At 73.0% G+C, this 22,603-nt stretch carries 14 protein-coding genes and 5 tRNA genes; 1 reads left to right on the top strand and 18 read right to left on the bottom strand.

Annotated elements, in window-relative coordinates:
• Window positions 1-61 precede the first annotated feature (61 nt).
• The 12 genes from GA0070604_RS13010 to GA0070604_RS12960 all read right to left on the bottom strand — a co-directional run bounded on the left by GA0070604_RS13010 (window position 62) and on the right by GA0070604_RS12960 (window position 7,634).
• Window positions 62-134: transfer RNA gene (locus GA0070604_RS13010), tRNA-Gln, on the bottom strand.
• A gap of 24 nt (window positions 135-158) precedes the next feature.
• Window positions 159-231: transfer RNA gene (locus GA0070604_RS13005), tRNA-Arg, on the bottom strand.
• A gap of 41 nt (window positions 232-272) precedes the next feature.
• Window positions 273-1,472: an RtcB family protein gene (locus tag GA0070604_RS13000; RefSeq protein ID WP_091118189.1), complete on the bottom strand. Its 1,200-nt coding sequence runs from the start codon at window positions 1,470-1,472 to the stop codon at window positions 273-275.
• A 30-nt stretch (window positions 1,473-1,502) separates the two neighbouring features.
• Window positions 1,503-1,576, bottom strand: a tRNA-Gly gene (locus tag GA0070604_RS12995).
• Between the two features lie 25 nt (window positions 1,577-1,601).
• Window positions 1,602-1,674, bottom strand: a tRNA-Glu gene (locus tag GA0070604_RS12990).
• A 207-nt stretch (window positions 1,675-1,881) separates the two neighbouring features.
• Window positions 1,882-1,953: transfer RNA gene (locus tag GA0070604_RS12985), tRNA-Trp, on the bottom strand.
• A gap of 73 nt (window positions 1,954-2,026) precedes the next feature.
• On the bottom strand, window positions 2,027-2,149 hold the full coding sequence (locus GA0070604_RS33915) for a hypothetical protein (RefSeq protein ID WP_279615685.1): 123 nt from the start codon (window positions 2,147-2,149) through the stop codon (window positions 2,027-2,029).
• Between the two features lie 177 nt (window positions 2,150-2,326).
• Window positions 2,327-3,322 (bottom strand): urea transporter, encoded by a 996-nt coding sequence (locus GA0070604_RS12980; protein ID WP_091118188.1) that lies wholly within the window; start codon window positions 3,320-3,322, stop codon window positions 2,327-2,329.
• A 500-nt stretch (window positions 3,323-3,822) separates the two neighbouring features.
• On the bottom strand, window positions 3,823-4,212 hold the full coding sequence (locus GA0070604_RS12975; protein WP_091118187.1) for a hypothetical protein: 390 nt from the start codon (window positions 4,210-4,212) through the stop codon (window positions 3,823-3,825).
• A 363-nt stretch (window positions 4,213-4,575) separates the two neighbouring features.
• Entirely contained in the window at window positions 4,576-5,634 is a 1,059-nt protein-coding gene (locus tag GA0070604_RS12970; protein WP_091118186.1) for a zinc-dependent alcohol dehydrogenase family protein, read from the bottom strand.
• A 103-nt stretch (window positions 5,635-5,737) separates the two neighbouring features.
• Window positions 5,738-6,592, bottom strand: coding sequence for a M15 family metallopeptidase (locus tag GA0070604_RS12965; RefSeq protein ID WP_091118185.1), 855 nt, complete (start codon window positions 6,590-6,592; stop codon window positions 5,738-5,740).
• Between the two features lie 76 nt (window positions 6,593-6,668).
• Complete coding sequence (locus tag GA0070604_RS12960) at window positions 6,669-7,634, bottom strand: acetylxylan esterase (RefSeq protein ID WP_091118184.1); 966 nt, start codon at window positions 7,632-7,634, stop codon at window positions 6,669-6,671.
• A gap of 298 nt (window positions 7,635-7,932) precedes the next feature.
• Between GA0070604_RS12960 and GA0070604_RS12955 the strand changes: the two genes are divergently transcribed.
• On the top strand, window positions 7,933-8,952 hold the full coding sequence (locus GA0070604_RS12955) for a LacI family DNA-binding transcriptional regulator (protein WP_091118183.1): 1,020 nt from the start codon (window positions 7,933-7,935) through the stop codon (window positions 8,950-8,952).
• Window positions 8,953-9,034: 82 nt separating this feature from the next.
• Here the strand turns inward: GA0070604_RS12955 and GA0070604_RS12950 are convergent, their stop codons facing one another.
• Genes GA0070604_RS12950 through GA0070604_RS12925 form a run of 6 tightly spaced genes read right to left on the bottom strand, consistent with a single transcriptional unit; the run spans window position 9,035 to window position 22,352 of the window.
• Complete coding sequence (locus GA0070604_RS12950) at window positions 9,035-11,020, bottom strand: copper resistance CopC/CopD family protein (RefSeq protein ID WP_141721282.1); 1,986 nt, start codon at window positions 11,018-11,020, stop codon at window positions 9,035-9,037.
• A 5-nt stretch (window positions 11,021-11,025) separates the two neighbouring features.
• Window positions 11,026-11,493 (bottom strand): hypothetical protein, encoded by a 468-nt coding sequence (locus GA0070604_RS12945; protein ID WP_091118181.1) that lies wholly within the window; start codon window positions 11,491-11,493, stop codon window positions 11,026-11,028.
• Between the two features lie 58 nt (window positions 11,494-11,551).
• On the bottom strand, window positions 11,552-14,521 hold the full coding sequence (locus GA0070604_RS12940; protein ID WP_167363444.1) for a multicopper oxidase domain-containing protein: 2,970 nt from the start codon (window positions 14,519-14,521) through the stop codon (window positions 11,552-11,554).
• Window positions 14,522-14,541: 20 nt separating this feature from the next.
• On the bottom strand, window positions 14,542-15,843 hold the full coding sequence (locus GA0070604_RS12935; protein WP_167363443.1) for a multicopper oxidase domain-containing protein: 1,302 nt from the start codon (window positions 15,841-15,843) through the stop codon (window positions 14,542-14,544).
• A gap of 13 nt (window positions 15,844-15,856) precedes the next feature.
• Window positions 15,857-17,116 (bottom strand): multicopper oxidase domain-containing protein, encoded by a 1,260-nt coding sequence (locus GA0070604_RS12930; RefSeq protein WP_208602031.1) that lies wholly within the window; start codon window positions 17,114-17,116, stop codon window positions 15,857-15,859.
• A gap of 10 nt (window positions 17,117-17,126) precedes the next feature.
• Entirely contained in the window at window positions 17,127-22,352 is a 5,226-nt protein-coding gene (locus GA0070604_RS12925; protein WP_091118178.1) for an IPT/TIG domain-containing protein, read from the bottom strand.
• Window positions 22,353-22,603 lie beyond the last annotated feature (251 nt).

Below are 22,603 nucleotides of genomic sequence, written 5' to 3'. Positions count from 1 at the left end.
CGGCAGATCGGCGCGGCGCCTCATGCCGCTGCCTCCTGACAGTTGGGCTACGAGGGCAGCGCTGCGAGCGGAGGACTCGAACCTCCAACCTTCCGTTCCAGAGACGGATGTGCTGCCAGTTGCACCAGCTCGCATGGCGTCCGCCGAGCGGCGGACCGTGCCCCGACCAGGATTCGAACCTGGGCTCTCCGGTTTCGTAGACCGGCGCGCTCTCCGCTGCGCCACCGGGGCGGGCGACCGGCGCCCGCCCCCGTGAGGGCGCCGATCGTCTTTCATCCCTTCACGCAGACCACCTGCTTGAGGTGTGCCACCACCTCGACCAGGTCCTCCTGCTGCGCCATCACCTGGGTGATGTCCTTGTACGCGCCGGGGATCTCGTCCACCACCCCGGCGTCCTTGCGGCACTCCACGCCGGCCGTCTGCTCGGCCAGGTCCGCGGTGCTGTACGTCCGCTTCGCCTGCCCGCGCGACATCCGCCGCCCGGCGCCGTGCGAGGCCGAGCAGTACGCGTCCGGGTTGCCCTTGCCACGCACGATGTACGACCCGGTGCCCATCGACCCCGGGATGATGCCCAGGTCGTCCTTGCCGGCCCGGATGGCGCCCTTGCGGGTCACCAGCACGTCCACCCCGCCGTACGTCTCCTCGGCCACGTAGTTGTGGTGGCAGGAGATCGGCTCGTCGAAGGTCACGTGCGGGAACTCGTCGCGCACCACCCCGCAGAGCAGGGCGAGCATGACGGCCCGGTTGCGGCGCGCGTACTCCTGCGCCCACCAGAGGTCCCGGCGGTAGGCGTCCATCTCCGGCGTGCCGGCGAGGAACACCGCGAGGTCCCGGTCGGGCAGGTCGACGTTGTGCGGCAGGCGACGGGCCACCGCCATGTGCCGCTCGGCCAGTTCCTTGCCGATGTTGCGGGACCCGGAGTGCAGCATCAGCCAGACCTGGCCGTCGTCCGGGCCACCCCGCTCCAGGCAGACCTCGATGAAGTGGTTACCGCCGCCGAGGGTGCCGAGCTGGCGCTGGGCCCGGGTCTCCAGCTGCGCCACCCTCCGGTCGAGGGTGGCGAAGCGCCGCCAGAAGTCGTCCCAGCCGCGCTGCTCCAGGCCGCGGATCCGGCGCGGGTCGACCGCGTCGTCACGCATGGCGAAACCGACCGGGATGGCCGCCTCGATCGCCGTACGCAGCCCGGCGAGGTCGTCGGGCAGGTCGGCGGCGGTGAGCGAGGTGCGTACCGCCGACATGCCGCAGCCGATGTCGACGCCGACCGCGGCCGGCGACACGGCCTGCCGCATCGCGATGACCGAACCGACGGTGGCGCCCTTGCCGAAGTGCACGTCCGGCATGACGGCGACCCCGTGCACCCAGGGCAGCGCGCCGATGTTGCGCAGCTGCCGGGCCGCCTGCGCCTCGATGGCGTACGGGTCGGTCCAGACCCGGACCGGCGCCCGGGTACCGGCCAGCGGGGTGAAACCCATCGTCGTCTCCTTGATCTGGGGTGATGTCCGAGCGGCTGGCCGGATTCGAACCGGCGATCTTCACCGTGGCGAGGTGACGCGCTGCCTGACTGCGCTACAACCGCGGGTGGTCCGTGGTGGGACCAGGCGTAGGCCGTACGGGACTCGAACCCGTAGCCTCCCGGGTGAGAACCGGGTGAGCTGCCAATTGCTCCAACGGCCCGTGGCGAACGGCGGAACCGCCGTTCGCCGAAGTCCGGGACCGCGGAATCGAACCGCGTGTCTCTCGCGCCCAAGGCGAGCGGGTCAGCCAGCTCCCTCGTCCCGGATGCCCGGCCGGCGCTCGGGCGCCGGCCGGGATGGTGCTCATGCCGTCCACTGTGGAGTTGAGAAGGAGCGACGTCGCCGGCGGGCGGCCGGGACGATCGAGCAGGGGCGGCAGGATTCGAACCTGCAACCGTCGGGTTTGGAGTCCGGTGCTCTTCCGTTGAGCTACGCCCCTCGGACCCCGTGACAGAAGGAGCCGCCCGGTCCCTGGTCACGGGGCGGGCGGCTGCGCGGTCTTCGCGCTGGCGCTAGTCGCGCCGCCACCCCGGTTGCCACCGCTGCCGTCGGCAGCGGCCCCGGCCGAGTTCCGGCAGCAGGGCACCGCCGCGCGGCGTGGGCCGCTCGGTCGAGGTGCGATTCTGCTGCGACACGGTGTGCTCCCCGGGGTGTGGAACCGGTTGACGTTGCCCACTCAAAGTAGGGGGCACCGCCGGGGCACCGCAATGAATATTCGCGAGGGCTCTCGCGCCGGTCCGGCTCCGGTTCGGCGGCCCGCCACACGGCACCGCGGTCAGCAGCCTGCCTCCGGTCTCAGCTCGGAAAGGAGTTCATCGTGCGGCCGCCGGCGCTGGCCGGTCCGGGCCGAAATGCCGCTTCCCGAGCAGGAAGAGCCACGTCGTGATGACGAACGGCGCGGTCAGTGTCGGTATCGCCAACGGTTCCAGCACCGTGGTGAGCGCCGCCTGGACGAAGACCGTGGCGATGATGCCGAACAGCGTGTAGAGGATCGCCGCGAGCGTGGGCCGGTAGGACACCGCGCCCAGCGCGATGGCGGTCAGCACCGCGTTGAAATCCCACAGCCCGGCATCGACGGCCGATGCCCCGGCCTCGTACCAGATCGCCACGAGCGTGGCGACCACCGTGCCGATGATCGCGAAAAGCGCCGCACGCAGCGAGTTCACGGCCAACGCGAGCACGATGATCGCCCCGGCGACGGCGCTCGGGATCAGGTAGACCTGGGCGATGCCTTCGATCATGCCAGGGACCACGTCGGCCACCGGCGACGCCGGCGCCACGTGCGTCGTTCCGGGCAGCGCCGGGCGGCCGGGTGTCGCCACGGTCACCGCCGCAAACTGGTAGGCGCCCATCAGCACGGCCCAGGTGGTCAGGACGAAGGGGAAGGTGAACGGCAGCAGCCCCCAGGTCCGCGTGACCGGGGTCAGGGCGAGCGTGGTGATGGTGGTGGCCGCGGCCCCGAAGACCACGAGGAGCCAGAGCAGGGCGCCGCCGCGCAGGAAGAGCAGCACCCCGATGCCGGTCAGCAGCGGGCTGAAGCCGAACAGTCCCTGCCGTACGGAGTCGGCGTCCGCCCGCAGCAGCAGGGCGGTGACGGTGCCGACGGCGACGCCGACGATGGCGCCGCCGACCAGCCGGGGCGCTCCGGCGAGACCGGCGCCCACCCCGATCGCGATGAGGATCAGCAGACCGGTCAGCGGGTTGTTCTGCAACATCACCTGCGCCGCGCCACGCAGGCACATGTCGACGAACTCGACCACCTTGTTACGCCCGGTGAGTCGCCGCCACGGTTCGGCGATGCTGCTCATGCCCACTCCTGTCGATGGTCGTCCGGCTCGACGCCGGCTGAGGGCCCGGCGGGGTGTCCGCCTCGACGGCCTCGGGCGGGCGGCGGCCACGGTTGTCCGTCGGGCCTGACGCGCTGTGACGCGGCCACGATCGGTGGCGAACCTGATTGATCATCGAACGCGGACAGCGCGTCGCCGGTCGGGACGAGCCGCCGCATGGGCCCGGCCGCGGCCAGACACGGCAGCCCGGCCTCGGCGCGGCAACACGTACGCCCGACGGGACGTCTGTCCCCTGCTCGCCAGCGTAGGCACACCGAGGGGATTTGAGGCGCATTTCGCGGCTTACCCCGAATATCGCAAGGTGCCGGACGGCCTCGACGCCCGGGCAGCGAGGGGCAGCCTCGGCGGCAGCGCCCCAGCCGGGCACTGGCTACCGTTCGCTGGCGCCGCCGCGGGCGGATCGGTGGACGGCAGGCGGCGCCCCCGACCGGCGATCCGGCAGGCCGGTGGCCGACCGGCCGCTACGCGTGGGCGACCGGGTGGCGCTTCATCGCCTCCATGAACGGAAACCGCGCGGTGAGGTCGGGGAGCGTCGCTCCGCCTCGCCAGGCGTCGGCCACCTGCGCCACCTGGAGCAGGTCGGTGGCGTCACCCCGGGCCTCGACCTGCCCCGCCACCCGTAGATCGATCATGAAGTAGCGGGCCTGGGAGCCGAGGCCGACACGGACGACGCCCTGGTCGGAGCTCAGCTCGGCGCCGGTGAATCGGGCCCGCCCCCGCTCGGGGGCGGTCACCTGACCGAGGTCGAGCTGGTGCCGGGCGGCCGTCTCGACGAGCGCGGGGGCCAGACCGCCCCGCTCGACCAGATCCGGGTAGAGACGCACACCCAGGGCGCTCGACACGTCGCTCATGACTGACTCCCACTTCCTCGTGACAGAGACCAGCAGCGCGCGGGTTACGGGGAGGTTTCCGGCACGCCTGGCCATCCTGTCCCTCCTGGCCACCCCGCGGCAATAGGAACAGCCGATTCGGCCGCCATGGGAGGTCAATCGGTTGACGCCCGGATCGCCCACACCTGGCGCACCGTCCACCCGCGACCTCTCCGGACGAGCGGACCGCCGCGCCTCCGGGGAGGGAACCGGAGGCACGGCGCGGCGACGGTCAGGCGCGGGCCCGCCAGGCTCGACGCCAGCGCCCTACCGGCACCGGGTAGGCGACCAGCGCGGCGACCGCCATGACGGCCAGCCCACCGAGGGTCCGTGCGGTCCGTCGGTTCAACGGTTGCCTCCCTCGGGGACGCGGTTGAGCACGACCTTGAGGGCGCCGGTCTCGGCCGGCCGGGAGAAGACGTCGTACGCCTCGACGATCTGGTCGAGCGCGAACCGGTGGGTCACCATGTGCGCGGCGTCGAGCTGGCCCGCGACCAGCATGTTCAGCAGCGTCGGCGTGGTCCGGGTGTCGACGAGGCCGGTGGTGATGGTGACGTCGCGTATCCACAACCGCTCCAGGTGCAGCGTGGCCGGGCTGCCGTGCACGCCGATGTTGGCCACCCGGCCGCCGGGGCGTACCAGGGTGGTGCAGAGTTCGAAGGTGGCCGGAGTGCCGACCGCCTCGATCACCACGTCGGCGCCCAGCCCGCCGGTGACCAGGCGGACCAGGTCGAGCGGCTCGTCGTCGGCGAGCACGGTGAGATCCGCGCCGAACCGCTTGGCCGCGTCGAGCCGGCTCTGCGCCCTGTCGACGGCCACGATGCGGATGGGCGAGTAGAGCCTGGCGGTCTGGATGGCGGCCAACCCGATCGGGCCGGCGCCGACCACCACGACCGTGTCGCCGGGCCGCACCCGGCCGTTGAGCACGCCGACCTCGTACGAGGTGGGCAGGATGTCGGCCAGCAGCACGGCCGCCTCGTCGGAGACCGACCCGGGCAGCCGGTACGTGGACAGGTCCGCGAACGGGAGGCGGGCGTACTCGGCCTGCACGCCGTCGACGGTGTGGCCGAGGATCCAGCCGCCCCCGCCGAGGCACTGCCCGTAGACGCCCTCCCGGCAGTAGCGGCAGACGCCGCACGCGGAGATGCAGGAGGCGAGGACCCGGTCACCCTCCTTGAGGTTGGTGACGCCGCTGCCGACCGCGACGACCGTGCCGACCGCCTCGTGGCCCAGCACCCGACCGGCCTCGACCTCGGGCACGTCGCCGCCGAGGATGTGCAGGTCGGTCCCGCAGATGGTGACCGCGTCGACCCGGACGATCGCGTCGCGGGGGTCGGCGATGGTGGGATCCGGGATCTCGGACCAGGACTTCTCACCGGGCCCGCCGTACACGAGTGCCTTCATGGCTCCTCCTCACGCCGTTGTCACTCCCCACGCTTCTCCCACGGGTGGGCGGCGGGCAGGGCCGGAGGGCCCGCCGGCCGGGACCTCGGTCCCGCCCGGCGGGTCACGGCAAGGAGGACCGGGCCACCGGGAAGTCGAAGTACGTGTCCGGGTACGGCTCGTCGACGTAGCGGTAGTGCCACCATTCCAGGGAGTAGTTCTCGAACCCCTGCGCGGTCATCAGCCGCTGGAGCAGCCCTCGGTTGTCCCGGGCCGCCCCGGTCACCCGGGCGTCGGCGGTGTGGGCGCGCGCGTCGAAGCAGTCGAATCCGGTGCCCATGTCGATCGAGTTGTCCGGGAAGCGGCGACCGACGGGCGCGGTGCAGGCGACCAGCGGCTGTCCCGGCACGTACGCGGGCTGCTCCGGGGTGGGCACCGGGACCAGGGTGAGGTCGAGGGTGCTGCCCCGGCTGTGCGCCGTGGGTGCGCCGATGTACCCGTCGGCGAAGAGCCGGTCCTTGGGCAGGTCGGGATAGAACTCGCCCTTCATCTGCTGCTCCCCGGGGAGCTTGGCCCAGGCGACGAAGTCGTTCACCGCCCGCTGCGGTCGGTAGCAGTCGTACACCTTGAGGCTGTGGCCCTCGGCGAGGGCCGCGGTCTGCACCCGGTGCAGGGCCTCCGCCGCCCGGCGGGTGAGCAGGCAGCGCGGTTCCGGGTAGCCGGCGATCGGACGGCCGACGAAGTTGTGCGCGGTGGCGTACCGGACATCGGCGCGGATCCCCGGGTCGACGTCGCCGAGGTCGACGAAGTCGGCGGGGGCGCGGGGACCGGCCGGCGTGGCCGACGGCGACGCGGTGGGTGACGGCTGGGGGGTCGGCGCGGGGCGCGGCGCGGGCCGCTCGCACCCGGCGGTGAGCGCCACGGCCGCGACGGCCAGCGCCGCCGTCGCGCGGGCCGCCGTTCCTCTGCCCGGTCCCATCCTGCCGTGTCTACCAGCATCGGCGGGCCGTCGGACCGGCAACGCGGCGACGGCCCGCCGACGGGGCGACCGCCGGTCAGTGGCCGAGCGCCTGCCGGAGGAAGGTCAGGGCCATCGCGTCGTCGTCGATGCCGCCCGCCTCATGGCCGTTGTACCGCCACACCGCCAGCTCCTTCTCCCCCGCGTACGCGTTGACCGCGGCGAAGACCGTCGAAGGAGGCACGATCTCGTCCATCAACGCGACGGAGAAGCGGGCCGGTACGGTGGCCCGCCGGGCGAAGGCGACCCCGTCGACATAGCCGAGGGTGCGGAGCACCTGCTCCTCCCGATCGCGGTGCACGGCGAGATAGTCCCGGATCTCCCGGTAGGGGCGGGCGTCGGTGACCACGATCGCCCGCGGGATGTCACAGAGGAACGGCACGTACGACACGACGGCCGACAGGTCCGGCACCAGCGCGGCGACCGCCAGCGCGGTGCCACCGCCCTGGCTGTGCCCCAGGACCGCCACCCGGGACGCGTCCACCACCGGCAGGCTCCGCGCGGTGTCCACGGCCCGGACCGCGTCGGTGAAGAGCCGCCGGTAGTAGTAGCGACGCGGGTCCTCGATGCCCCGGGTCGCCACGCCCGGGGCCTCCGGGCCGGCCGCGGCCGGGTCGGGGGTGTCGCCCCGGCTCCAGCCGGAGCCCTGACCACGGGTGTCCATCTGAAGGTGGACGAAGCCCGCCGAGGCCCAGAGCAGGTTCTCCAGCGGGTGCCCCCGGCCGCCGCCGTAGCCGACGTACTGGACCACGGTGGGAAGCGGCCCCTCGACACCGCGCGGGACCCGCAACCACGCCTTGACCGGCTGCCCGGCGAACCCGGGGAACGTGACGTCGCAGACGTCGACCGTGGTCAGCGGGGTGGTAAGCGGGGTCACCTCGACGGATCCGCCGGACGCCCGGGCCTCCGCTATCGTGTCGGCCCAGAACCGGTCGAAGTCCTCCGGCTCCCGCAGGTCGCTGCGGTAGCCGCGAAGCTCCGCCTCGGGCATGTCGGTGTGCATCGGACTCCTCAGCGCGCCGGGGTCAGGGTGAAGTCGGGGTGCGACCGGCGGGTGTGGCGGGCACCAGGGACAGCGCGACCGCGGCGACAGCCCCGGGCTGTTGACGCCGTACCGCCGTCGGTGAAGGGTCCCTGGTGGATTTCCGGTACGTTTCCGGAACTTGGAGGAACGCTAGAACGGCCCCGACTTGTCGTCAACCCCCTGGCGTACGGCAAGATGAGCGCGGGCCCGGGCAGGCAGTTCCGCAGCTTCGGCGGCAGGGTTTCGGGTGGTGTTCCGGCCGGTGAAGGAGACACGAGTGGGCGCGGACGACGAGCGCAGGGTGACCATCACCGCGATCGCGCAGGAAGCCGGCGTCTCCGTGCCCACCGTGTCCCGGGTGCTCAACGGGCGTTCGGACGTCGCTCCCGGCACCCGGGAACGGGTCGAGGAGCTGCTGCGCCACCACGGCTACCGCCGCCGCGGCAGCCGTGGCGTGCGCCGGGCCGACCTGCTCGACCTGGTCTTCAACGACCTGGACAGCCCGTGGGCCGTGGAGATCATCCGCGGCGTGGAGGACGTCGGCCACGCCGCCGGGGTCGGCACCGTCGTCTCGGCGATACACAGCCACTCCACCTCGACCCGGCAGTGGTTGCAGAACCTGCAGGCCCGCGCCTCCGACGGGGTCATCGTCGTGACCTCCCACCTGATCCCGCCGGTGCACGCCCAGCTGCGCCGCCTCAACGTGCCCGTCGTGGTGGTCGACCCGGCCGGCGTGCCGGCCACGGATGTGCCCAGCATCGGCGCGACCAACTGGGCCGGCGGCCTCGCCGCCACCGAGCACCTCCTCGGGCTCGGGCACCGCCGGATCGGCTTCGTGGCGGGGCCCCCGCACCTGCTGTGCAGCCGGGCCCGGCTGGACGGCTACCGCGCGGCGCTGGAGGCGGCCGGCGCGCCGCTGGACGAGCGGCTGGTGCAGGCCGGCGACTTCTACCACGCCTCGGGCTTCGCGGTCGGGTCCGCCCTGCTCGACCTCGACGACCCGCCCACCGCGATCTTCGCGGCCAGCGACCAGATGGCCTTCGGGGTGTACGAGGCCGTCCGCCAGCGCGGGCTGCGGGTCGCCGACGACGTGAGCGTGGTCGGTTTCGACGACCTGCCGGAGGCCCGGTGGGCGTCGCCGCCGCTGACCACGGTGCGGCAGCCCCTGGTCGAGATGGGCCGGCTCGCCGCCCGCACGGTGCTGCGCCTCGGCCAGGGCGAGGAGATCGAGGCGCCCCGGGTCGAGCTGGCCACCGAGCTCGTGGTCCGGGACAGCTCCGCCGCTCGCCCTCGGTAGCGGCGCCCGCCGACGGCCCGGTCCAGCCGCTGTCCGGAAACGTCGGCCGGCACCCGGGTTGGTCACTCACGCCGGGCGCAGGTCAGGGTCCGGCCGGGATGCCGCCGGTGGCGGCCACTCGATCAGCCCCGACGGGCGGCTCGTCCGGGCCGGCCCGGACCGCGACCAGGTCGTCCGGCTCGGCGCCGCCCGGGCCGGGCAGCTCCGGGGTCGGGCCGACGCCGGACCGCCGCCGGCGCCACCACTGCCGGCCGGCGACCGCCGCCACGGCCAGCGCGACCAGCGCGCCCAGCGACGCGGCCCGGTCCAGCACCGGTCGCAGCGGGGCCGCCGAGACGCGTACGGAGTTGGCGGTCGCCTCGCCGGCCGGCACCAGCCAGGGGTGGGTGTCGGTCACCGGGGGCAGGCCGTCGCGGAGCACGGTCACCCCGACCTGCCACCGGCCCGGGGTACGGATGTCGTCCACCGTCACCACCCAGCCATCGCCAGTCCGGCTGACCGGGTGCACCGCCCGCTCCCCGTTCGGGCCGGTGAGCAGTAGCGACACTCCGGTCACCGGCCCCGGGGCCGGGCGGCGGGTGTCCTCGACGGCGACGGTGACGATGTTGCGGCCCGCCCGGTTGGGTCGTACGGCCACCGTGTCGACAAGATCGGCGACCCGCCCGCTGACCTGGGGCACGGCCCGCCCGGCGTCGGCCACCGGGAAGCTGGGGCCCCGGCCGGGTCCGGCGGCGGCCAGCGCCCCGGCCAGTCCGAGGACGGCCACGAGCAGCCCCGCCTCGACGAGCAGGCCCCGCCGGGGCAGGTCGGCGCGCCGCAGCCGTCGGGCGGTCCGCAGGCCCACCAGTCCCGCCGCCCCGACCGTAGCGACCTTGGTGAGCAGCAACAGCCCGTACGGAGAGCCGAGCAGGGCGTCGACGGTGGCCACCTGAGGACCGGTGAGCAGCACCCCGGTCAGCACCAGCACGGTGAGGCAGCCGGTGGCGAGCGGCGCGAAGGCGCGCAGCAGCGTACTGAGCTGGGCGGCCCGGTCGGCTGACCGCCGGGCTGACGGCAGGAGGGCGAGCACGGCGGCCACCACCGCGCCGGCCCAGCCGCCGGCCGCCAGCACGTGGACACCGCCGACCAGGGCGGTACGCAGTGGCCCGCCCATCGGATGGCCGAGCAGGGCGGTGCCCGCGGCGGCGGCGAGCGCACCCGCCACACCGACGGCGACGGTCGTGGGGGCGACGGCCGACCGGCCGGCGGCGCCGGGCGGACCGACCGCCGCGATCGGCCCGGGTCGAGTCCGGTGCGCGGCCCGGAGCACGATCACGAACACCAGTGCCGTGCCGACCTCACGGAGCAGCCAGCGACCGCTGGTGAGCTGGTCGGCCAGGAGCCGCCACCACCCGCCGCCCGCCCCGGAGAGCTGGACGGCCAGTTGCAGGGGTGCGGCGAGCAGGGCGAGCGCGCCCGCGTACCCGGCAACGGTGTGCAGCCGCCGGCGGAGCACAGCGGACGCGGGGTCGGGGCGGCGGACGCCGGCCGTGGCCAGCAGGGCCAGCGCGGCACCGCCGAGCAGGACGGCGAGGCCGGCCAGCCCGAGTGCCCGGGCGGCGGTCTCCCGGGGGCCGGGGCCGACCGGGCGGGCGGTGCCCACGGCGGTGACCTGCCGGCCCACGCCGAAGACCAGCGTGCCGCTGGTGGTGTGCAGGTCGTCGGAGGAGAGGGTCCGCCAGGCGACGTGGTAGGTGTTGGCCGGCAGCGGGGGCAGGCCGGCGACCAGGGTGACCGGCGCCTCGGTGTCGGCGTCCGCAGCCGGTTCGCCGTCCTCGCCGCGCAGCGCCAGCCCGGTCACCGCCCACTGCCGGCCGTCGCCGTCGACCAGGTTGACCCGGGCGGCGGAGAGTTCCACGTGCTCGGTGAAGGCCAGGGTCAACGTCTCGGGCGCACGGTCCAGCACGGCGCCGTCCGCGGGCGCGCTGTGGGCCAGGTACGCGTGGGCCCGCGCCGGCGCGGGCCCGACCAGCACGGCCAGGCCCGCCACGGCGAGAGCGGCGACCAGTCGGCCCAGTCGACGGCGCATCCCGTTCACCGCACCGGGACGTGGGCCAGGCGGCGCTGGCCCGAGGTGACCTCGATCTTGTCGCCGCGCTTGATGGCGTTGTCGTTGTTCAGGTAGAGCAGGTAGTAGCTCTGGCCGGGGCGCAGCTCGTGGCCCTGTTTCATCAGGGCCGTCCGCCAGGCCAGCTTGCCGGAGCGCTCGTTGCGCAGCCGCGGTGGGTGCTTGGTGTCGTTCTGGAAGGCCGACGCCTTCTGGGTGTCCAGCACCACGTAGCGCAGCTCCACCAGGCCGCCGTCGCCGACCACCGCAGCCTGGGTGAAGCGGATGCCCAGGGCACTCTCCAACTGCCCGTCCTGCGGGACGGTGTAGCCCTGCCGGGCGTCGGCGTACCCGCCGAAGCGGACGATCGACACCGCGACCAGCGCCAGGACGAGCAGCGGCAGCAGCACCCGGCCAAGGCGGGGACGCGGGATGCGGAACGGGATCGCGACCATCGTCAGGACTCCTCGGGGAGGGTTGGTGGGGCCGGGCGCGCCCGGCCCCACAGGCGGCTCAGGGTGCGGTGTAGCGGGTGGAGGCGTAGTTGTCGAAGCTCAGCGACCCGGTGGTGGTGGCGGTACGGGCGACCAGGCCCAGCGCCGCCGACTCCACCGTGTAGCCGCTGGTGTCGCCGGTCAGGGTGCCGATGGTGGCCGTGCCGACCCGGAGAGTGGCCGAGCCCGTGGTGGCCGACGTCCAGTCCAGCCGGACCGTGCCACCGCTCGCGTTCACCCACCCGGTGTACGCCCACCCCGTTGGCCGCAGCAGCCCCAGCCGGAACTGGTTGACGCCGTTGCCGCGCTGATACTGCACCACGGCGAGCGGGCTGCCGGCGGCGTTGCGCAGCTGGTGGACGGTGACCACGGCGGTCTGCGGGTTGAACGTGCCGAGGATGACGTCGGCCTTGGTGTGTATGGTGCGCTCGGCGGCCGGGGTGTCGTCCACGACGTAGCCGACCGTGCCGGCGACCAGTTGGCCGGCGCTGACCGACACCGTGCCGGACACCTGCGACCACGCGCTCGTGCCGCTGCTGAACCCGTCGGAGAAGATCGCGTCGGGTGGGTCGACGTTGACCGTCACCGACGCGGCCGTACCCCAGTGGCCCAGCGCGTCCCGGGCCCGGACCCACAACGTGTGGTTGCCCTTGCTGAACCCGTTGAGGGCGACCGTGGCGGAGACGGCGCTGCCGCTGACCGTCATCGGGTGGCCGTGGCCGACGCCGGGGTCGGTGCCCTCGTACCATTCGGCGGCGGTGACCGCCGAGACGTCGGTGGCGGTGGCGGCCAGGGAGAGCGTCGCCGCCCGGGCGGTCGGGTTCGGAGTCGCGGTGAGGGCGGTGATCACCGGCCCGGTCCGGTCCAGGACGAAGGTGACCGCGGCGAGCGGCCCCCAGTTCCCGGCCGAGTCGCGGGCGTGCACCAGCACCCGGTGGGTGCCGTCGGCGACCCCGGTCAGCTCGCTCAGCGGCAGCAGCCCGTAGGTGTTCTCGGTGGCGCTGTTGAACGACCCGTCGAGGGCCAGGAAGGTGAACCCCGTGCCGTCCGCCCCGCCGACGTCGAGGAAGCCCTCCACACCCGCGATCGTCGAGTGCACCCCGCCGCCGACGGGGTCGGTGAACGCCGCGTTGATCCGCAGGTGGGCCGGGTCGGACGCCGAGCCGGTACGACCGTCGGTGACGGCCGGGTCCACCGCGGCGGACAGCAGGGTCGGCACCGTCCGGTCCACCACCAGGTCGACGCTGCCGTACGGGCCCCAGAAGTTGAACGAGTCTCTGGTGTGCACCTGTACGCTGTGCCGCCCCTCGGCCAGGGCGGCGGCGACCACCGCGGGGATGCCGCCGGACTCGGCGCTGACCGCCGCGCCCGGGTTGGCCAGGGTGAGCGGGCGGCCACTGCCGCTGGGCCCGGTGGCGTCCACGAAGTACTCGGCGTCGGTGACAGTGCCGCCCAGTCCACGGTCGTCGCCGGTGGCGGAGATCGCGATGTCGCCGGTGCCGTTGGTCGGGTTCGGGCTGAGGCTGACCGCGGTGGTGACCGCGCCGGTGACCGCGAGGTTCAGGGTGGTGCTGCCGACCACGCCCCAGTTGCCGGCCACGTCGTGGCCGCGTACCCAGACGGTGTGCCTGCCCTGGGTCAGGGTGCCGAGCAGGTCGCCGGGGAGGACCGCGGTGGCGCCGACGACGGTCGGGCCGACGCCGAAGCCGGCGGCGGTGAACGGGACGCCGGTGCCCTCGGCGATCCGCAGGTCGTCGACGACTGCCTCGGCCCGGTCCACCACCGAGTTGCCGTTGCGCGCGTCGGTGAAGTCGGCGGTGACGGTGATCGTGTTCAGCACGCTGGCCGGGTTCGGGGTGACGCGGACGTTCGCCGAGGTCGGGCCGGTGTGGTCGCCGCTGATCGGCGGCGGGTTGGTGTCCAGGAAGGTCAGCATGCCGCCGAAGGCCTGCTGCGGGCTGACCCCGTTGACGGTGCTGCCGTAGCGCTGGCCGGCGTTGTTGAGCTGCCCGCCGGACTCGTACAGGGCGAAGCGCCGCCCGTCCGGCCCGGTCGGCACGTCGACCACGGCGTCAACCGCCTGCCCGGGTTGCAGCGGCAGGGTCACCGCCGCCTCCGGGTACGCGGCCGGCCGGGCGTCCTGCCCGACGACAGCCTGGTCGAGGCCGAGCAGGGTCATCGGGTGCGGCTGCAGCCCGGCGGCGACGTAGCGCAGCAGCACCCGGCGGCCGACGTCGGTGGCGACCACGTCGGTCTCCGGGAACGGCTTGCCGTTGATCAGGCGGTACTTCGGGGCGTACGCCCGCATGTCGTAGGTGCGCGGGGCGGCGTTGAACGCCGGGTCCACCTCGGTGAGCACCAGCACCGCCTCGTCGTCATAGGTGGAGGCGGTGTCCCCGTAGGCGCTGGGCCGACCGCCGACCGCCGGGGCGCGGACCACCAGCGCGCCGACCAGGCCCATGGCGACCTGCCTGGCCCCGTACTCGGTGTGGCCGGCCTGGTAGAGGTAGGTGCCGGGGCGGGCGGCGGTGAAGGTGTAGCTGCGGGCGGCGCCGGGGGCGGCGCCGGTGCGGTCCGGGGCGAGCCCGGTGACCGCCGGGAATGCCAGCGACAGGTTGTCGGTGAGCCCGTTGTGCACGGTGATGGTCACCTGGTCGCCCTGGTCGACCACGAGCACCGGGCCGGGCAGGGTGGCCGCGGCGGCGTCGGTCGAGGCGAAGCCCCAGATCGGCACCGGCGTGGCGGCACCGGGCAGCACGACCGAACCGGGCTTGGCCCACAGGTCGCAGGTGGCGGTGCCGGCGGCCCGCTGGCAGCCCGTCTGCGGCAACGTGCCCTGCGGTGGTCCGGGCGGTCCGGCGAGGGTCGCCGACGCCGGCCCGGCGGATGCGGCGGGGTGCCGGGCCGCGGCGTGAGCCGGGGCCGGGCCGAGCACCAGCAGCGCCGCCGCGACTCCGGCGACCAGCCGAGGCGTACGGGTCAGTGTCATCGTCGCCCTCCCCTGCCGTGTCATGCCGGGCATCCGGCGGGCGGGTCGATGCGGATCAGCGTCATCATTCCGCCGAAGCTCGCCCCGTAGTTGGTGGCCTGTTCCAGCGCGTGGCTGTGCGCGACGTGGTAGTACTCGCCGCACTGGTTGTTCTGCACCACTCCGGGCGGCAGCTCGCCCTGCTCCCCGCCGAGGTACGGGTTCTCCGCGAACCAGGTCTCCGGGCCGGGGCCGACGATCTGGTCCTGCAACGACGGCAGCGGCACCGGGATCGGGTTCGTGCTCGGGTTCCAGTGTTCGGCGTCCTTCCAGACCATCAGCGTGTCCACGGTCTGCCCGGGCGCGACGTCGATGAGGAAGTTGGAGAACGAGAGGTCCTGCCCGCCGGGACCCTGCGCCGGCCGGCCGTCCCGGGCGATGAGCTGCTCGTCGCTGCCGTGGGGGTGGAACGGGTAGCTGACCGAGCCGGCGTTGAGGTAGCGGATCAGAGCCGGCTTCGGGTTGCTCGTCGGGTCGTACGGCTGGATGTGGATCAACGCACCGTACGGCTGGTCGGGCAGCCAGTCGGCGTGGTTGGGGGCGAGGGTGTCCGGCATGCTGCGCCCGTTGATGGTGAAGTAGCGGGCCTTGTACCTCGTGAAGTCGTACGCTCGCCGGCGCTCGACGGCCAGGTGCAAATCGGGGTCGATCTCGCCGAGCAGGTAGAGGTACTCGTGGTCCGGGTCGAACGCCGAGTCGGCGCGGCCGTTCTCCCGGTCCGGGTGGCCGGGCGGACGGACCACCAGGGCGCCGTAGAGCCCCATCTGCACCTGCTTCTGAACATCGGTGCCGGACTGGTAGAGGTAGGTGCCCGGCGGGCCGGCGGTGAAGGTGTAGGTGACCGAGCCGTTGCCGGCCGCGGCGGTGGTGGTGAGCGAGGTGAGGTTGCCGGAGGTGTCGCTCTCCGGCTGGGCCGGCTGACCGTCGGCGAGTACCTGTACCTGGCCGGGGAAGGTGACCGAGGTGGGCTCCGGCAGGGTGTTGTGCAGCACGACGGTGACCTTCACGCCGGAGGCGACGCAGATCGTCGGGCCGGGCAGCTGGAACTCGCCGCCGCTGGGCGCGTAGCTCCACATGTAGATGGTGTTGCCGTCCGGCATGGCCACGTACCCGCCGGTGGCGGTGAGGTCGAAGGCGTTGTCGCGGGAGGTGAGGCATTCCAGGCCGGCCGGCGGGCTGGCGGCCACCTGATGCGGCCCGGGGACGAGGAGCACGGCGACGATGGCCGCGACGAGCGGCACCGCGATCAGCCGCTTCCACCGGCCGCGGTCGAGACGAAGCATGGGTACCCCCATCTCAGGCGTTCGCCCGGGTCTGTGCCGCGAGCGTGCCGGGCGGCGAGATCCGGATCTCGGTCAGGTGCCCGCCCCGTCCGCCGCCGGCGTTGGCCAGCGACATCAGGTCGCGGTCGTAGAGCAGGTACGTGCCGGCGTCGGGCGCGGTGAAGATGACGTCGCGGCTCTCTCCCGGCCCGATCTCGATGGTGTTGGTCACCTGGTACTCGGCGCTGCCGTCCCGGCCGCGCAGCAGCGCGGCGTCCTTGCCGACCACCAGCAGGTCGATGCCGTCCGCCGTGAGGGTGTGGTTCCAGTAGCCGAGGTTGGCCAGCCGCAGCAGCACCCGCTCCCCCGCGTTCGCGGTGACCAGTGCGGAGATCGGCTGGTAGCGCAACCGCCCGGCGGCGGGACTGAGCGGGTCGCCGTTGGGGGCGAGGGTGTCCGGATAGCAACGACCGTTGAAGGCGAAGAAGGACGGCTTGTAGTCGGTCCAGTCGGTGGTCTGGATGTGCGCGTCGCGGTAGTGCGCCTCGGCCCACACCTCGGTGAGCATCAGCGCGAACTCCCGGTCGTACCGGGTGGTGCCGTCGCCGTCGTTGTAGACGTACTTTCCGGGCGGTACGTCGGCGGTGCCGGCGTTCTGCGTGGGGCGTACGTAGACGATGCCGGTCATGCCCATCTGCACGTGCTCGACGTCCTCGAAGTGGCAGTGGTACATGTAGGTGCCCGCGTCGTGCGGCCGGAAGAAGTAGGTGAACTCGCGACCGATCGGCACCGAGATGGACAGTTCCGGCACGCCGTCGAAGAGCGGGATGGCGTTGCGGAAGCCGTGCCAGTGCACGGTGTGCCCGTCGACCAGGTCGGGGCGCTGGGCCAGGCCGAGGTTGGTCAGCTTGATCTTGATGTCGGTCTCCTGGTCGAAGCCGAGCAGCGGGGCGGTGATCTGCGCCTTGCCACGCTGGGCGGTGACCTCGGTGGCGGACAGGCCGGTGACGTCGCGGAAGCCGAAGACGTACAGGTCGGTGTTGGGCGGGGCGAGCGGGTCGGGCCAGAACGGGCTGATCGGCGGGGAGCCCTGCGGCATGGAGACCCAGCCGTCGGTGGCGGCCAGGTGCAGGGTCGCCGTCGGGTTGGGCACCGCGCGCGGCAGCACCGCCGCCGGGCCGCGCAGCTGGGCGTCGGAGCCGCTTTCCGGCAGGACCGCCCAGGTGCCCAGACCGGTGACGCCGGCCAGCAGGGCACGCCGGCTGATGCTCCGCTGCCGTACGGGATCGGTCACGATCTCCTCCTCAACGAGTGGAATGGGCGGGCGGTCCGGGGTACGCCCGGTGCGGGCGGCCCGGAACGACCGGTGCTGACCGGCCGCCCGGGGGCGGTCCGGGCAGTTCGTCGGCGCCGGCGTCCGGACGCGCGGTGCTGCGGGCCTGACCGTCGATGTCGACCGTCGGGGCCGTGACGGTCACCGTGCCGTAGGCACGGGAGCGCACCCCCAGGTCGTTGGCCGGCGAGGTGGCGTCGACCAGGTGCCAGTCACCCATCGCGGTCAGCGGGACCTGCTGGAGCACGATCACCGCCTGCCGGAACGACGGGAAGGTACGCGAGGTGAGGACCTGCACCGAGACCGGGAACGGCCTGCGGAACCGGGGGTCGACACCGACCCGGTTGGTGCTGCTGAGCGCGGTGCCGGTGGTGTCCTGAAGCACCGAGTTGGCCGGGGAGAGCGGGCCCACCCCGTCGGCGGAGCCCATGTCCCAGTGACGGACGGCGTCCCCCGCCGGGGCGTCGGTGGCACCGATGCCCTTGACGTACTCGCCGGTCCACTCGCCGGCCCGGTTGTCCCAGAACACGTTGTTGAACAGCTTCGGGTCGCTGAAGGTGGGCGCGCCCGCCCGCAGGGTGGCCTGCAACTGGGCGCTGTTCGCGGTGGTGGACAGGCCGGCGGGGGCGGCGCGGCCGTCGCTGGTGGCCGCGGTCGCGGTGGTGATGTTGCCGGCGACGGTGTTGTTGACCAACCGGACGTCCGGCGCGTCGTCGAGCGCGATGCCGCCGCCCTCGTGTGTGGAGATGTTGTCGACCAGCATGTTGTTGGTCACCGAGATCGGCACGTTGCCGGCCTGGAGCAGACGGACGCCGCCGCCGTCGTCGTTGGCCAGGTTCGCCTCCACCACGTTGGCGTCGATCTGCACCGTCCCCGAGCCGGGCGACAGCTTCGTCGGATCCGACGGCAGCTCCCCGGCGATCATGACGCCGCCGCCCTCGTCGTACGACTGGTTGAGCCAGATCCGGTTGCTCGCGATCCGGCCGTTGGGAGACAGGCCGAAGTGGCTGATGCCGCCGCCGTACTCGGCGGAGAAGTTGCCGCAGATGGCGTTGTTGTCCACCGAGTACGCGTTGCTGCCGGCGAAGATGCCGACGCCACCGGCCAGGTTCGTCCCGCCGTTGTCCCGGATCTGGTTACGGGAGATGGTGACGTGGTCGTTGCCGGTGTTCAGGTAGGGCGTGCCGACCCGGACCGCGCCGCCGTACGAGCCGCTGTTGGCGACGATGACGTTGTCGGTGATCCGGGTGTAGCGGGCCGCGCCGTGCAGGTAGACGCCGCCGCCCTGGGTCACCACGGCGCCCGGTGCGCCGTACGGGGTGCTCACCCCGCCGGTCACCGGGTTGATGTTGCCCGGGAAGTCGGACTGGTTGCCGCCGGTGATCCGGAACCCGTCGATGGTGACCGCGTTGCCCGAGCTGAACTGGCCGGGACGGGCCAGCACGGTCACCACCGCGCCGTCCGGCACCATCTCCGGTCCGGCATGCGCGAGGGACGCGACCAGGGTCATCCACGCCGTGCCGTTCGGGTTGTCGATGGCGAACGCCCGGCCGTCCAGGATGGACCCGGCGACCACCGTGCCGTCGGCGTACCGGCCGCCCGGGCCCACACCCTGCAGGCGCACCGAGGAGTGCACGACCACGTTCTCCAGGTAGGCGCCGGCCGGATTGTCCGAGCTCGGGGTGTTCGGCCAGACCGCGACGACCCCGATGCCGCCGGCGCGAGCCGCCGCCTCCAGCGCCGCCTGCACGCCCGAGTAGGTGGTCTCCCCGGCACGCGTCGCCCAGCCGGGTGGCTTGACCTGGAACAGCCGGGGGTTGCCCGCGCCGCCGAGGCCGCTGCCGGTCGTGGTGCCGAGGATCTGGAAGGTGAGGCCGTTGACCGTCTGTCGTCCGTTGGCGGCGGTCACGCTCACCTCCGCCGGGCCGACCGAGCCGCCGGTGACGGTGACCTCGATCTTCCGGTCGGACCAGGAGTTGACGGTCACCCTCGGGTCGGTGCCGGCCGAGTCGAAGGCGACGGCGCTGCCCGGACCGCGGGCGCCGAATCCGGTGCCGGTGATGGTGACTCGGCGGTCGGTGTCGGTGCTGCGCAGGAAGGGCCGGGAGACCGCGAACAGTTGGGGGCTGTCCCCGGCCGGGTCGCACTGCACCGCGCCGAGCTGGCCGGAGCCGGGCGAGGCACCGACCGCCGCGACCGAGGTGGGCGCGGTGTCGGTCACCGTGTAGAGGCCGGGCCAGGCCTGGAAGTTGGTGCCGATGGTGCGGTAGCGGGGGTTGTAGTTGGCGTTCAGGTGGCCGGGCTGGCCGGGGTCGTTGCCGACGAAGCGGTACATGTTCGGACACGGCCCGGCCGGCAGCGGGCAGTTGTACGTGCTGGTCGACGGCTCGATCGCCTCGTACATGCCGTTGAAGTCGGTGTCGACGGTGTCCACCAGGCGGCCGGCCCAGTCGTACAGGCCGACCGGGAGGTTCGGGATGCCCTCGGCCTCGCCGTAGTTGACGCTGCGCTTGTCGTGGCTCAGGCCGAGGTCGTTGATCACCAACCCCCAGAAGTGGGTGGGCAGCGGCACCGGGGTGAAGAGGCTGAAGTTGGGCGCGCTGGCCTGCCCGGCCCGGACCTCGACCAGCTTGGTGTCGCAGAGCGGGCGCTGCCGGCCCTCGAACGGGCTGCCGCCGCCGTCGATGAAGGCGGGATCGGTGACGTGCACCTCGTGCAGGGCACCGGCGCAGGACGAGTTGATGCCGTTGCCCTGCGACGGCGGCTCACCCGGGTCGGGCTGCGGGTCGGGCGGCGCCGGCTGGTCGGTGGCCTGCTCGGGCGAGGGCGGGAAGTTCTCCTGGGGCAGGTAGCCGTCGCCGGCGAAGACGTTGACGTCCTCCTCCCGGGTGGGCAGGTACATCGACCCGCCGCCGACCGGATTCTCGCCCAGCTCCACCGACACCAGGTAGTCGTCCGGCACCAGCGGCTGGGTCTGGCCGTCCGGCAGCGGCGCGTACAGCGGCAGGTCGTGGCCCGGGCCGGGGTTCGCCGGGTCGCCCGGCGGGATCAGGTTCAGCTTGGAGTCGGCGAACGCGTAGTTGCCGTTGACGGTCTGCCCGAAGTTCGTCGGATCGTTGTCGGTCGGCGCGGTCTGGAAGCCCATCATCGGGGCCTCGACGCACATCCGGTTCGCCTCGGTGCCGAAGTCCGGCAGGGCGAGCTGGTCGGTCAGTGGGCGCCCGTCGAACATCCGCGCGGTGCAGCCGCGTCCGGGCTCCCAGGTCTCCGACGTGTACGCGTCGTTGAGTTCCGGGCCCTTCTTCAGCGACCCGTCCTCGTCCCGGACCGGATCCCCGTTCTCGTCCCGGACCACCGCGTACAGATGCACCTTCAGGCCGGGAATGCCCGGCTGGTACGGCTCGGTGACCGCGTACGCCGGGTCCAGCTCGTTGCGCGTGGTGTCGTAGGTGACGGTGCCGGCGATGCCGCCGTTCTCCGTTCCCCGGTACGGCTGCACACCCCAGTCCACCCGGCCCGACAGCCCGATGATCGGCAGCACGTCGACGTCGACGGCCGCGCCGAGCAATGTGGTCGGGCCCGGGTCGTTGGGCGCCTGGTAGGTGATGCCGGTGGTCCTGTAGCGGGTGTGGAACGCCTCCAGCACCAGCCACTTGCTCAGCGGGTACACCTCCTTGATGGCGTAGCGGCCGTTGCTGTCGGTGACCACGCTGTTGGTGCCCTGGTCCATCAGGGAGTTGTCGCGTTCCTTGACCACCACCGGGAAGCGGGGCACACCCTTCTCGCCGGGGTCCTGCCGACCGTTGCCGTTGGTGTCGACGAAGACCGTGCCGGTGATCTCGGTGAACCAGCCCGCGAGGGGCTTGGTGCCGACGTCGACCGTCTTCCCGCCGCTGACCGTGACGTTGAACGAGTCGAGCAGCATCTCCTGCGGGCCGTCCCAGAGGGTCAGCTGGTAGTCGCCGTCGGGTACGTGCGGGATGCGGAAGGAACCGTCGGCGGCACCCCGGTCCAGGTAGATCATCTGGTCGCCGTTGCCCAGGTCGGACAGGGCCACCCAGGGGCGGCTCACCGGGCCGGCGATCTTCCCGCCGGCCACCCCGGTCTCCGGCACCGTCACGCCGCCCTGCCCGCCGATGTACGTGTAGACCTGCACCACGGTGCCGGTGATCGCGCCGGTGGCGGTGCCGGTGAGCGCCGTCGGGGAGACGAAGCCGAAGTCCACGTAGGGCACCAGCTCGCCGCCGAGGCTCTGCTCGGTGTCGTAGCCGGTGTCGTTCTCCTGCACCCAGACGTCCCAGTCGTGGCCGCCCTCCAGGGTCGTGGTCTGCACCCAGCTCTGCCCGCTCGGGGCGACGACCGAGGCGGCGTACCGGTTCGGGCCGAGGTTGGGGATGACGATGTCGCCGTTCGCGTCGCTGCGGCAGCCGGTGGACTCCTTGGCGATGACCGGCCTGCCGTCGTCGAAGACGACCTGCCCGGCCGGGTGCCTGACGTCGGGCCTGGTGTGCTCGTACTCCGTGCAGAGCGGGTTGCCGTAGTAGTCGACCGTCACCTCCCCCATGACGTCGGCGAGGTGGGCGGTGAAGCCGGCCAGGCCCCGCTCGGCACCGACCTCGTAGGTGCCGTCGACCGGGACGCTGTCCTCGAAGATCCGCAACCGGACCGTGCCGAGCGGCAGCGGGTACGGCTGCATGCCGACGCTCACCGCGGTGGTCCGGCCCGGCGTGACCGTGAAGTGCTCACCGTCGATCTTGTAACCGTCGGCGGTGACCGAGATCAGGTAGCGGCCGGCCGGCAGGCGGCCCAGCGCCTTGCCGGCGGAGAGTGTCTCCTGGTCGCCCTGGGCCACCACCGGCACCGCGCCCGGGGTGTTGCGGATGGACGGCCAGCGGCAGTGGTCGGCGAAGTCCGGCGCGCTGGCCACCCCGGCCCGGGCCGGCAGGCAGTGCGACAAGGCGTCGTGCGGGTCACCGGTGTCGTCCGCCGTGATCATCCAGCGGTAGTCGGTCACCGGGTCGCCCTGCTGGATCTGTGGCGCCGGCCCGACGGTCCGGGCGCTGACGACCTTGAGGGTGATGTCACCCGTGGTGGGGTCGGCGGCGGCCGCAGCCCGACCGGGCGGTGCGACGAACCCGACGAGTAGCAGGCAACTGGCGGACACGAACCAGCGCGACCAGACGAAACGGCGCGGCATGCCCTCACCCCTCTCGGTCAGCGGAGAACGGCCACGGCGGTGGCGGCCGGGCTGGTGTGAGGAGCATGGGCGGTGCCGCCGCTCCGACGTCGGTTTATGACGGCCTCGTCATGCGACCGTCATCCGGCCCACGACCGGCTGTCGGAACCGCGACAGAGATGTGCCCGTTTCGGCGGTGGCGTGGACGAGCACGAGGCGCGCTTCATGAGGAGGCCAGAAAGTCACCGACGGCTGTGGGGGCACGGTGGGGC

It is taken from the genome of Micromonospora eburnea, from assembly GCF_900090225.1.
Taxonomy (GTDB): domain Bacteria; phylum Actinomycetota; class Actinomycetes; order Mycobacteriales; family Micromonosporaceae; genus Micromonospora; species Micromonospora eburnea.
This window is presented reverse-complemented; position numbering and strand designations above follow the sequence as displayed.

Coding starts and splice junctions, on each gene's coding strand:
- GA0070604_RS13000 (WP_091118189.1), bottom strand. CDS start 1,472: ATGGGTTTCACCCCGCTGGCCGGTACCCGGGCGCCGGTCCGGGTCTGG.
- GA0070604_RS12980 (WP_091118188.1), bottom strand. CDS start 3,322: ATGAGCAGCATCGCCGAACCGTGGCGGCGACTCACCGGGCGTAACAAG.
- GA0070604_RS12975 (WP_091118187.1), bottom strand. CDS start 4,212: ATGAGCGACGTGTCGAGCGCCCTGGGTGTGCGTCTCTACCCGGATCTG.
- GA0070604_RS12970 (WP_091118186.1), bottom strand. CDS start 5,634: ATGAAGGCACTCGTGTACGGCGGGCCCGGTGAGAAGTCCTGGTCCGAG.
- GA0070604_RS12965 (WP_091118185.1), bottom strand. CDS start 6,592: ATGGGACCGGGCAGAGGAACGGCGGCCCGCGCGACGGCGGCGCTGGCC.
- GA0070604_RS12960 (WP_091118184.1), bottom strand. CDS start 7,634: ATGCACACCGACATGCCCGAGGCGGAGCTTCGCGGCTACCGCAGCGAC.
- GA0070604_RS12950 (WP_141721282.1), bottom strand. CDS start 11,020: ATGCGCCGTCGACTGGGCCGACTGGTCGCCGCTCTCGCCGTGGCGGGC.
- GA0070604_RS12945 (WP_091118181.1), bottom strand. CDS start 11,493: ATGGTCGCGATCCCGTTCCGCATCCCGCGTCCCCGCCTTGGCCGGGTG.
- GA0070604_RS12940 (WP_167363444.1), bottom strand. CDS start 14,521: ATGACACTGACCCGTACGCCTCGGCTGGTCGCCGGAGTCGCGGCGGCG.
- GA0070604_RS12935 (WP_167363443.1), bottom strand. CDS start 15,843: ATGCTTCGTCTCGACCGCGGCCGGTGGAAGCGGCTGATCGCGGTGCCG.
- GA0070604_RS12925 (WP_091118178.1), bottom strand. CDS start 22,352: ATGCCGCGCCGTTTCGTCTGGTCGCGCTGGTTCGTGTCCGCCAGTTGC.